Origin of the sequence: Butyricimonas sp. RTP31003st1_G1_RTP31003_210430 (assembly GCF_040920905.1) — a bacterium.
Lineage (GTDB): Bacteria > Bacteroidota > Bacteroidia > Bacteroidales > Marinifilaceae > Butyricimonas > Butyricimonas paravirosa.
The window spans coordinates 60,264-71,985 of sequence record NZ_JBCOSQ010000023.1; the positions used below are offsets into that span (position 1 = coordinate 60,264).

Below are 11,722 nucleotides of genomic sequence, written 5' to 3' on the forward strand. Positions count from 1 at the left end.
CGGTCACGAGTAATACTCGTGACCGGTATTTTTATACACAATACTTAAATATGATCTGATATATATTCAACAATTTCCGGATCTGAAGGACGTGGTGCATTTACGGTGATAATCTTACCTTCTTTGTCAATCATAATAAAACGAGGAATTCCATTGATATTATATAATTCACAAAAATTCTTATATAAAAATTGTTTCCATTCCGGTTTATCCTTCTCTAGTTTAGCTAACCAATCCTTTTGCCTACTATCCACTGAGACACTGACAAACTCAATGTTCGAATTACCTTTAAAATGCTCAACTAACTTTTCTAAATATGGAATCTCTTCACAACATGGTCCACACCAAGTTGCCCACACATCTAAGTAAATTACTTTACCTTGCAAATCGGATAATCTGGAAACATTTCCTTCCGGATCACTCCATTCACAATCTATCGCTTTCGTACCAGGTTTCAGAGTTTTAAAAATAGAATATTTCTCTGCCAACCATTTCATACCCACGGAGTCTTCTTTCAAAATAGTCTTACCTTTTGCATAAATAGATTCCAATTCCGCCTCGTCACCTTCAGAGAAATAAGAGTTCAATATTTCTTTAAAAATCCGTTCTCGAACTTCCTTATTAGTTACCTTTTGTTCCGCAACAGCCAACATATCCAAATAAGAAATTTTTCCATTCTCCCCGTCACATTCTCCCCGCCAATTCAAGTAATACATCGTATAACCATTACGTAAAAATTCCGGATTATTATAATCCAAACTTTCCATATATCGATTATAATCCGGATCACTGGATATGGATAAATTTTTAGCTCGTAATCTATCCAGATACGTGAATAATCCAACTGTTATAAGATCCTCTACCTCTCGAAGTTGAAGTTTACGATATTCTTCATTAGGTATATTTTTAATTGTCGCCCTAACAGAATCCAGAAAATTCAACGATGTTGTCTGCAAATCTTTAAAAGAAGTATATTCCTTTTCTGATTTTTCTGATAGTTTCTTTTGTACATCCGTATAGAAAAGATAAGCTGTTTCCAAATCACCGCTCATCTGATAATCCATCCAATCATTTAAATTCGCTTTCAAATGAGTTGTCGTCCCATTAACCATTATTACATTAAAAAATGCTTGTTGGTCAGGAACCATCACAAAAGACATTAAAGAAGTATCCAATTGTTTACTATAAGTAAAAGTTCCATCTGTCGCAATCCGGATTGTATCTATCTGTCCTCCCCGATTACTTTTAATTATAGCATACCCGGAAGTACAATTTTCAAATTCTCCTGTTAATACAAAGTTGTTTGATGTTTGGCCGCATGCCATCAAAACAATACAACCAATAAATATCCATATTTTTTTCATAAATCTTATTTTTAATAATTTTGAGTAAGTGATGAATTATAACGTACGGCATTCGCTGGAAAAGGAAACACCCATAATGGAGAATCCGGCTCGATCGAATAAGTACCAGCAGGCAATTGCCGTGTAATCGTTCGTTTATATTTTTCTTCAGAATTCCAACGCTTACAATCGAAGAAATTCTCGTAAGTAGAAATACATTCAATCCATTTCGCTTTCTGCAGGAGAGCCATAGCCTCTTCTTCCGTGGATGCTTCAAATTTTTCGAAAGAATCGGGATGAATTCGATATTCACGCACGGCGTTAACAAGGTCCAAACCTTCATCAACTTGATCGGTTCGTATATAACATTCGGCAGCCGTATAATACATCCGTTCTGTGGTAATGCCAAAAATATTAGTATAGGAACTCATTCCATAAAAAAACAAAGCTCCTTTAACACCCCCGTTAGATTCCCCATACGTGGGATTCCAAGCCTCAAATCCTGGCATACCCGAACCAAACATATAGGCATAATCTTTCACGTAATCCCCCGGTTCAAAAAGAGCTGCACTCTCGATAGAAAGCACCTCACAAAACGGAGAAACCATTCCGCCTATATATATTAAATTATTAGGAGCCATTTTTTCCAAATACCAGTCACGTAGTTCGACAATGACAGAACGATCTTCTATATTATTCTGGTATTCTATAGACTTCAATGCATAAGGCAACGCATCCTCATATTTTTTCATTTGCATCAATACTTTTGCACGAACGGCATACCCCCATGCTTTTCCTGCACGAGTTACATTAGGAGCTTTATCAGGTAAAGCGTTTATATATTTCTCATCACAATCAGCCAATATATTCTCGTAAACTTCCGATAAAGTCAATTTCGTTTTTTGATTCGTTACTTCAAGATCAGTCACGTAAGCAATTCCCCCCTCTTTTGTTGCCGTAGCGTCATCATATTGTTTAGCATAAATATTGACTGCAAGCCAATGCATATAAGCCCTCATGATATGAGCTTCCGCTTTTACTTGTTCCTTCATGTAGTTTTCACCTTCTACATCGTCGATCTTATCAATAATCACATTCATGTAATTGATATATTGATAAATCGCCGCATATCGGCTACTTTCTGTCGTTAGCCCAACACGATCTGTTTTCTCATTATAAGAAAGGTAAGCACACGCTAAGGTATTAGGTTGTGACAGGATTAAATTCACGTTCTCACTATGGCTATATGCTTCATTACAGATAACACATAAATCTTCAACCGGTGTTCCTAAATTATATTCTTGATTCAACAAATTAGTAAGGTCTTCCAATGTATTTAATACAGTTTGCCCCTTCGGTATTATATCAAGTTTGTCCTCGCAAGATGCCAAAAACAACAAGAGTAAAATGTGTAATATTATTTTTTTCATAACTTGTATTTTCTAAAAATTTATATTCAGGCTCACAGTATAACTTCTAGGAGTTTTATCCAAGGTACTCCCAGAATAAGGGTCATTCGCCTCCGGATCGACATTCAGCTTGTTGCGAACCCAAGTAGCCACATTATTCACTTGGAATCTGAGACGAGCGGCACCAACACCTATTTTTTTACAAACATTTTCGGGAAAATCATATCCTAAAACAATCGTTCTTACTTTCATAAAATCGGCTGGCACAACATTTTGATCCGAATAAGTAGGAGCTATTAAATTCATAGCATTAGCAGCGTACCCATTAGCCAAATAAGCATTCTTGTCACCACTTTCCCAATAATTCAAATAACTTCGAGGAACAGCACTTATCTCTAGGTTACCATATCCCAGATAACTCCCTTCATTTGTATAATCATCCACCCGAGTCCTCATATAATGCCCTCCATAATAGGAAAACATCGCTGATAAAGTAAAACCTTGATATGTAAATTCCGGAGTAAAACTTGCCGTATATTTAGGATCTAGTCCTCCGGAAAATACAATATCTTCCGGCGTAAAAGTTTCTTGCATAACACTAACACTCTCTATCGTACCATCCGCCTTTTTCCAAGTCACTTGCTGATTTCCGTTTTCATCATTAGTGTATCCTGCAAAACGATAAGAAAACAGACTGTTCACTGGACGGCCTTCATGCAAAGTTCCCAAAGAAGTATAACCATCGGGGGCTGCATGATCTACTTTCTTTACCTCATTTTTGTTATACGCAAAAGCTAATGTCGCGTGAATACCCAATTTATTTCTATCCTTGGCAGACAATATGGAACCGTTTAACATCAATTCAACACCCGTATTCAAAGCCTCTCCATTATTTATAGTCAAAGAATTCCATCCGGAAGTAGGATCCAGATCCGTCGTAGCCAACAAATCAGAACTATACTTCCGATACCAATCCAATGAACCGTTTAATCTATTAGAAAAAAGGGCAAAATCCACTCCTAAATTCCAAGATTCCGTTTTTTCCCAACGTAACTGGTCGTTAGGAGGAGTATTAAGGGTAGCCATCTTATCCCCCGTTATTGAATTAATATTAATACTTGCCGTAAGGAAAGAAGACACGGAAGAATCAATGTTCCCGGTTAACCCGTAACTCACTCGAAGTTTCAACGCGTTAATCCAATCCATCTTTTCCATGAAAGCCTCATTATTAATATTCCAACTCGCCCCGGCAGACCACAACGGACGTCCTCTATACTTTGGGTCGGCACCGAATAAGTCGGTTTTATCCAACCGGTAAGAAAAGGATGCACTGTAACGTGAATCATACGTATAATTTGCATTAAAATAAAGAGAATAAAAACGATGTAAAGTTTCCGTAGTGCCATAATTTATTAAATCGGATACCTCCAAAGGAGAATAATTTGTCCCCAAATCAGTCGAAGTCAAATTACGTATGGCATCAAAATCTAATAAATGCGTTGTGTTCGTTTGTGACTGATCATCATACCCGAACAACATAGACACAATCGTCCTGTCTTTTGCTTCTCGATATTCAAATCCGGCAATTGCCTCAATAGCGTGTTTTTCTGACAAAACCTGATTGTAATTTATTTGAGTACGGAATGTATAATATTTCCCATCCGAGTTATTCACCTTCAATAATCCTCCTTCCGGAATATAATGAACCCCATCACTCGTGAAAAGATTATACAAATGTCGCATATCATAAGAATCTTTTTCATAAAATTCTTCACTTTTATAACTAATATCTTCGTACTGGAAGTTTGCTCCTACATTCAACACGGGAAGGACCTTAAATGTCGCGTGCAAGAATGTGCGAAGATTCGTTCTGTTGGTCTTGGTAAAATTACGATCTACTTCATCCAATAAGTTGAACTCTTCAGACTTTAAACCCAAAGATGAATCGGTAAGGGAAGGTTCGGATAAATCAACACTGGCTCGCATTACAGCTCTGCTCCCATCCTCATTATACATACTCAAATAAGGCTGAAAAGCATGCATTCCTTTATAACCGAACATATCCGCATGCATCTTGCTATACTCTTTCATCAAATTCAGTCCAAAAGAAAAATCTAAATACTTGCTCACGTCCAAGTCCCCTTTATAACTCATGGTTAACGCATGGCTATCCTGTTCAGACATTCCGGTATTATCGCCTTTATAATTCAAAACAATACTTGAATTAAGATACTTACCTTTCGTGCGGAGAGCCACATTATACTGCTGCAAAAGTTGACGACGTAACATAACCTCTTGCCACTCCTTGCGATAATTATTCTTTTTCCATGTCTCAATTTGTTCTTTATACGCGGCGTCTCCTATACTTCCCGTGTAACGATCCATCATAAGTTGCGTGATCGGACTCATTAAATTTCTCCGAGAATCATACTCATTTTTTAGCGTTTCATACCCCTCCGGATCTTCTGTCACGTATTTAAAATTATACTCTTCCAATTTTATTAATTGAGAAGGAGTACACCATTTATAATTATCGTAATTCTGTTTTTCACTTAAACTCAAATCAACGCTAACATCTATATCCAACTTTTCAGAGAGAGCCCTTTTGGTCGTAATAACAATCACCCCATTTGAGGCTCGAGCCCCGTAAATAGATGCAGCAGAAGCATCTTTCAAAACAGTAATATTTTCAATATCGTATGGATTAACCGTTTCTATGGAACCTTCGATAGGTAGCCCGTCAACCACCACTAATGGATTTGTTTTCGCTTGAAAAGATCCGACTCCGCGAATAGAAAGCGTGGATTCTCCTTCCCCGTTAAGCCCGTTTTTATATCCGACCAATCCGGGTATACGTCCTTCCAAATTACTTACAATATCCGTCGAATAACGATTACCCAATTCCTTGGAAGAGACTTTTTGGTAAGCACCAGTAGCGTGTTCACGTTTTATATTCTGATAACCGGTCACAATAACCTCTTCCATCAAAGCGATATCCGAAATCATTCGTATTTCAAGAGGAATTTTCGTTTCACGAGAAATCCTGACTTCTTTATCCAGCATTCCCACGAAAGAAAACACTAGAATGGGCGCCTTACTATCAACAACAATAGAAAATTCCCCGTTAATATCCGTTGCCATCCCCGTATGGGTATTTTTTATGCGAATATTTACCCCCGGCATGGGCACCCCATCCTCGCCAACGACTTTTCCGGATATGACACGTTTAAAATTCTCTTTACCCGCTTCCCGAATAATCACATTTTGTTTCACGATCTCGTAATCTAACCCCTCTTCCAGTAATAGTCGATCTAAAATATAGGTCATCGGAACATTCGTAAAACTCAATGTGACAAGTTTTTTTCCTTCCAAAATCCGTTTCTGATACACGAAATTATAATCTGTTTTCTGTTTCAAGTCAATAATGACCTGTTCGATCGTTATACCTTTGTAATTCACAGTTAAATTCTGTGAATACCCGGTTAACGGATAAACAAGTAACACCCATAGTAGCCCGAATATCAAGCTTCTTTTAACTTTTTCCATCATGTTGTATTTTTATTTTAGTTATCAGTATTTTTTATAAAGCAGATATAATAACCACTCGATCTTTTACCCGGAACTTCACCCCACCACTCTTTTCCAGTATTTCCAATATTTCATTAAAATCACCATAACGCGGTACACTCCCCATGAAAACCGTTTCACGTAAAGAAGTATCTTTAAATTCATAAGAAAAATTATACCACCTACTCAAATCACGCATAATTTGCTCCAAGTTTTGTTCCTCAAATACAAACATACCTCTCCGCCAACTAGTAACAACTTGCGTATCAACCGGACGTACAGAAGTTGATCGTTGTCGCTTATCAAAGACAGCTTGTTTTCCCGGGGTTAAAATTAATTCAGCCTCATTTCCATTCATCGATTGTAACGAAACCCGCCCCGATACTAAAGTTGTATATATATCAGCATCTTCCTCGTAAGAACGGACATTAAACTCTGTTCCATACACTCGTACCACCTGCCCGTTAGACTCGACATAGAACGGCTTTTGTTCATCCTTCACAACTTCAAAATATGCCTCCCCTTTTAAAATCACTCGTCGCTCGTTAGCACTGAATGTATCAGGATAAATTAATTGGGACTCTGCATTCAACCAAACTTGTGTACCGTCTTCTAATGTAATTTTAAACTCCCCGCCACGTGGAGTAGTGAGATTATTTAATATTTTTTCCTTTTTGGAAACTGTTCTTATTTGCTGAATGGCAACTTGATTCTTTTCCTGATCTGCCCCCAATTCAAGTTCCACCCCATTATTTAACATCAGAACGGCTTTTGTCTCTCCCGGACGAATTTGTGCGGCATACATTTCTGTTTCCTGCTTTTCAGATAACACTACATCCGGGCGTGTATTCAAATAAAGAAGGGTACTTGTTATGAATAGCAACACGGCAGCAGCACTACTTACCTGCCATAACAAACGACGGTAGCCACGCACGGATTTATATCGAACTCGTTTTTCCATATCAGCTAAAGGACGATCAACCTTCACCGCTCTCAAACGCTTGTATTCTCGTTCCAAAAAAGCTGTATCAAGCAGTTTCTGATAAGTCACTTCATTAGCAGGATTTGCATCACGCCAAGAATCCAACTCTTCCACTTCCTCGGCAGTAATAACCCCCAAGATTCGTCGATATATTAAACGACCAATTCGTTCCGTCAGAGACAAATCCGTTCTATCAAGCATACAATCTCTATTTTATTTGTTCTTCAATAAACTCAATAATTCCTTCGTCAGAGGGACGCATTGCATCAGCCTCAAATATTTTACCATTCTTATCAATCATGATAAAACGAGGAATACCACTAATTCCCCATGCCTCCTGAAATGTCGCTGCATCTTTAGAAGACAATATAAATTGAGACCATTCCGGTTTATCCTTTTCAAGTTTATCCAGCCATGCCTTTTTATTAGCATCAACAGAAATACTTATAAACCGTACACGATCATCCCCCTTAAAATGAGCAACCAACTTCTCCAAATATGGTATTTCCGCACAGCAAGGTCCGCACCAGGTCGCCCACACATCAATGTAAAGAAATTTCCCAAAATAATCAGATAACTTACAAAGTTTCCCTTCCGGGCTAAACATCGTGACATCAAATGCATCCTTCCCTTTTGCTGTTTTCGTCAATGCCTCAATTTTTCCTTCATATCTCGTAATCATATCCGGAAAATCCCGTGCAAACTTTTTATACTTTTCCCAGAAAGCCATATAATCACCTCCCTTACCAAATGTGAAATAAGTATAGGCACAGGTATTGGCAAACACTTTTTTCACAGTAACGTTTGTTACATAACGATCTACCACATCCATGTATTCAAGACAATATGGAGTCATATCTCCACCGTAGTTTTCTAATTCGGGATTCACCTTTGCTCCGATAAAATCAAAAGACAAACCACATCGCATACTAATTTCATCATTTACATCTATCGCATCAATAATTTTTGCGAACTCTGGAAAATCCGTATTCTTTTTGTTCTGCTTACGAGCCTCTTCCTGAATTAAACGAACAGTCAAACTTTTATCAGTAGCATCAATCATTTTCGTGTAATATTCCCGAAGTTGTTTATCAGAGATCACAGAAAGCATTTTTTTCATCTTCACCGTTTCATCAGCTAATATCTCCCGGTACTCTTTATAAGTTTTTGCTTGAGAAACATCCATCGGTAAGTAACGCATCATATCGTACGCTTGTGCAAAACATGAATAGAATTCGGAAATAACTTTATGATCCCCCTCGAAAGTAAAAGATATACTCCCATCCTCTGCCTTGTTAATCATTACTTCCAAAATCTTCCCATTCTCCAAATGAGCCCCACAAATTGTATTCTCTCCAATATACAAAATAACATCATTAAATGGTGTCATTAATCTTGTATCAAAAGAGAATGAACCGTCATCAGCCACGTTAATCTCGATATATTCCGTAGACATAACATCCCCGTCTCGTGAAATAGCAAGTTGAATATCCTCAACATTACCCTGAACTGTCCCTTTTAATAATTGCGCTTGAGAAAAAAACGGCAACAAAAATAAAATTACAGCTGCTAGAATCTTCGTTAATTTTGAATTTTTCATCTTTTCATTTTTAATGGTATATTCAAGAGACGTAATCCAAAACCAAAAGGACAGCAAAAAAGTCGCTTTTTTTTAGAAATTAAATTAAGACATGAAATCCATGAGTACACTTTAGATTGCAAAAATATGAATTTTAATACATTAAGTTCCACGATTTATGTATTTTTGCTAATAAAAAGAATAATGTATGACGACACCTGAACATGTTCTAGCAGAATTTAAATCCGGTAAACTGGAAACTTTTTATAAAAATACATATGGGCAGTTATTACTTTATGCCTCCAGATACCTTGGGAATGATTATAGTTTTCTAGCCGAAGATTGTGTTCAAGATGCGATATACAAGGCCTACCAGCAACGTGAAACTTTTTCATCCGTATCTACTTTCAAATCCTTTCTATATTCCTGCATTCGTAATGCAGCAATTGATATTTTACGCAAAAATCATGCTCAAGAGAATTACCTTTCTCAACAGGAAGAAGACATCGAATTTTTAAATAGCATTATTGAACAAGAAACTTTAAACCTACTATATACCTCAATCGCAAATTTACCCGAAAAATATCAAAAAATATTTGAACTCAATTTTCAACAAGGTTTAAAAAATGCTGAAATTGCAACATTATTAGGCGTTACCGAAAGCGCTATAAAGAAACAAAAAGCACAAATGATAGAGTTGTTACGTAAAGATTTGAGAAAGAAAACAGGGGACGACTTATTAGCTATCATGATTATTTTAAGTTATTTGTATAATCATATAAATTAGTTGTAGCCTTCTTTTTCATCTAAATACGTTAACAGACCTTCAACAGCATCTTCCAGTAAGTCCAACACTAATTCGAACCCGGAATCCCCGCCATAATAAGGATCGGGAACGCTATCCCGGTAGGAAAAACGCTGGCAGAAATCAGTCATCTTGAATATTTTATTCTTTTCTTCCTCGGATGTAGCCATTCTTTGCAGATCACGGATATTCTGGTCATCCATACCGATAATCATGTCAAAATCAGAAAAATCTGCATCCGGATAAAATTTTCGGGATAAACTGGTCAGATCATATCCTCTTCTTATCGCATGACTTTGCATCCGACGATCCGCCGGATCACCGGAATGATAACCACTAATCCCGGCAGAATCAATATAATATTGTTCCTCCAATCCCCGATCTTTCACGTAATATTTCATAATTGCCTCGGCACTCGGGGAGCGGCATATATTACCCAAACATATAAACAGAATTCTTTTCTTCATAACTAAACATTAAAAAACGGTTATCATGACCTTGTTTGCCATAATAACCGCTCTCAAAAATTATGTTCTATTAATTAAATAAAGAGTCTACAAACTCTTCACGATTGAATACTTGTAAATCATCAATTTTTTCACCGATACCAATGTATTTCACGGGAATTTTGAATTGATCAGAGATACCAATTACAACGCCACCTTTTGCCGTTCCGTCCAGTTTTGTAATCGCCAAAGCATTTACTTCCGTGGCCAAGGTGAATTGTTTTGCTTGTTCGTAAGCATTTTGCCCGGTAGAACCGTCAAGTACTAACAAAATTTCATGTGGGGCATCCGGAATCACTTTTTGCATGACCTTCTTGATTTTCGTCAATTCGTTCATCAAGTTTATCTTATTGTGTAAACGTCCCGCCGTGTCAATAAGCACCACATCTGCATTCTCCGCTTTCGCTTTACTCAGTGTGTCAAAAGCCACAGAAGCCGGATCAGCACCCATTCCCTGTTTTACGATCGGTACCCCTACTCGTTCCGCCCAGATTACCAACTGATCTACTGCGGCAGCTCTAAAGGTATCTGCAGCTCCTAAAATAACAGATTTTCCAGCATCTTTAAATTTGTGAGCCAATTTACCAATTGTCGTTGTCTTACCCACTCCATTCACACCGACTACCATGATCACATAAGGGCCATGTCCTTCCGGTAAACTCAAAGCATCGTAATCCGTTGAATTATTCTCTTTCAACAAGTCTACAATCTCTTCTTTCAATACCCGGTTTAATTCATCCGTACCCACATATTTATCCCGTTGTACTCTTTCTTCGATTCGTTCAATGATACGAAGAGTTGTATCAACTCCCACATCCGAAGAAATCAACACTTCTTCCAAGTTATCCAAAACCTCGTCATCAACCTTGGATTTACCCACAATTGCCCGAGAGAGTTTCTTGAATACACTTTCTTTCGTCTTTTCTAAACCTTTATCAAGGCTTTCCTTTTTCTTTTTATTAAATAGACCGAATAATGCCATTTCCACATAAATTGATTCAGAACGCTAAGGTAGGTAAAACAATTGAAAATTGAAAATGAAGAATTGAAAATGAAAGAAAATAAAAAAAGGGCGAGTCACTTGAACTCGCCCTCTCTTCTAAATTCGGCATCGACCTACTCTCCCACCTGTCGGCAGTACCATCGGCGCTAACGGGCTTAACTTCTCTGTTCGGGATGGGAAGAGGTGGATCACCGTCGCTATAGACACCTTTTAATTAGTTTAGAATGTAGAGTTTAAAATTTAAAATTTTAACTTGAATTAAACTCTTCCATCCTCGTCACTTCATCGAGCCCTCTGGCTTCTCGTGACAATATCTTTAAAGTTCATTTATTCATGCTTCATCTATCATGGCCCTTGAATCTCGAAAACATTTTCATCATTTTCAATTTTCAACTTTCCATTTTCAATTGGCAATTATCAATTGCATTGACAATTGCCCGGAACGTTAATCGAATCATCTCACCCACCGAACGTCAACTTTCGGGTGATTAGTACCACTCGGCTTTGCCGTCACCGGCTTTACACCTG

At 37.6% G+C, this 11,722-nt stretch carries 8 protein-coding genes and 1 rRNA gene; 1 reads left to right on the forward strand and 8 read right to left on the reverse strand.

What is annotated here, in order from left to right; all coding sequences use genetic code 11:
* Positions 1-44 precede the first annotated feature (44 nt).
* The 5 genes from AB5542_RS09165 to AB5542_RS09185 are packed head-to-tail and all read right to left on the reverse strand — an operon-like array spanning position 45 to position 8,901.
* Positions 45-1,364, reverse strand: a complete 1,320-nt coding sequence (locus AB5542_RS09165; RefSeq protein ID WP_270544607.1) for a TlpA disulfide reductase family protein — start codon at positions 1,362-1,364, stop codon at positions 45-47.
* An 11-nt stretch (positions 1,365-1,375) separates the two neighbouring features.
* Positions 1,376-2,773, reverse strand: coding sequence for a RagB/SusD family nutrient uptake outer membrane protein (locus AB5542_RS09170; protein ID WP_270544609.1), 1,398 nt, complete (start codon positions 2,771-2,773; stop codon positions 1,376-1,378).
* A gap of 12 nt (positions 2,774-2,785) precedes the next feature.
* Positions 2,786-6,298 carry a SusC/RagA family TonB-linked outer membrane protein gene (locus tag AB5542_RS09175; RefSeq protein WP_279038709.1) on the reverse strand — a complete coding sequence of 1,171 codons (3,513 nt, stop codon included), beginning with the start codon at positions 6,296-6,298 and terminating at the stop codon, positions 2,786-2,788.
* Positions 6,299-6,332: 34 nt separating this feature from the next.
* Complete coding sequence (locus AB5542_RS09180) at positions 6,333-7,502, reverse strand: FecR family protein (RefSeq protein WP_279038708.1); 1,170 nt, start codon at positions 7,500-7,502, stop codon at positions 6,333-6,335.
* A gap of 7 nt (positions 7,503-7,509) precedes the next feature.
* The gene (locus AB5542_RS09185; RefSeq protein ID WP_279038707.1) at positions 7,510-8,901 is read right to left on the reverse strand and encodes a TlpA family protein disulfide reductase; all 1,392 of its coding nucleotides are present in this window, start codon (positions 8,899-8,901) and stop codon (positions 7,510-7,512) included.
* Between the two features lie 187 nt (positions 8,902-9,088).
* On the opposite strand from AB5542_RS09185, the gene AB5542_RS09190 reads away from it, so the two are divergent.
* Positions 9,089-9,667 carry an RNA polymerase sigma factor gene (locus AB5542_RS09190; RefSeq protein ID WP_279038706.1) on the forward strand — a complete coding sequence of 193 codons (579 nt, stop codon included), beginning with the start codon at positions 9,089-9,091 and terminating at the stop codon, positions 9,665-9,667.
* On the opposite strand, the gene AB5542_RS09195 is transcribed toward AB5542_RS09190, so the two are convergent.
* The 3 genes from AB5542_RS09195 to rrf form a co-directional block, all read right to left on the reverse strand.
* Positions 9,664-10,152 (reverse strand): low molecular weight protein-tyrosine-phosphatase, encoded by a 489-nt coding sequence (locus tag AB5542_RS09195; RefSeq protein WP_279038705.1) that lies wholly within the window; start codon positions 10,150-10,152, stop codon positions 9,664-9,666. The genes AB5542_RS09190 and AB5542_RS09195 overlap by 4 nt on opposite strands.
* 70 nt (positions 10,153-10,222) lie before the next feature.
* Positions 10,223-11,173, reverse strand: coding sequence for a signal recognition particle-docking protein FtsY (gene ftsY, locus AB5542_RS09200; RefSeq protein ID WP_279038704.1), 951 nt, complete (start codon positions 11,171-11,173; stop codon positions 10,223-10,225).
* A gap of 121 nt (positions 11,174-11,294) precedes the next feature.
* Positions 11,295-11,405, reverse strand: a 5S ribosomal RNA gene (gene rrf / locus AB5542_RS09205).
* Positions 11,406-11,722 lie beyond the last annotated feature (317 nt).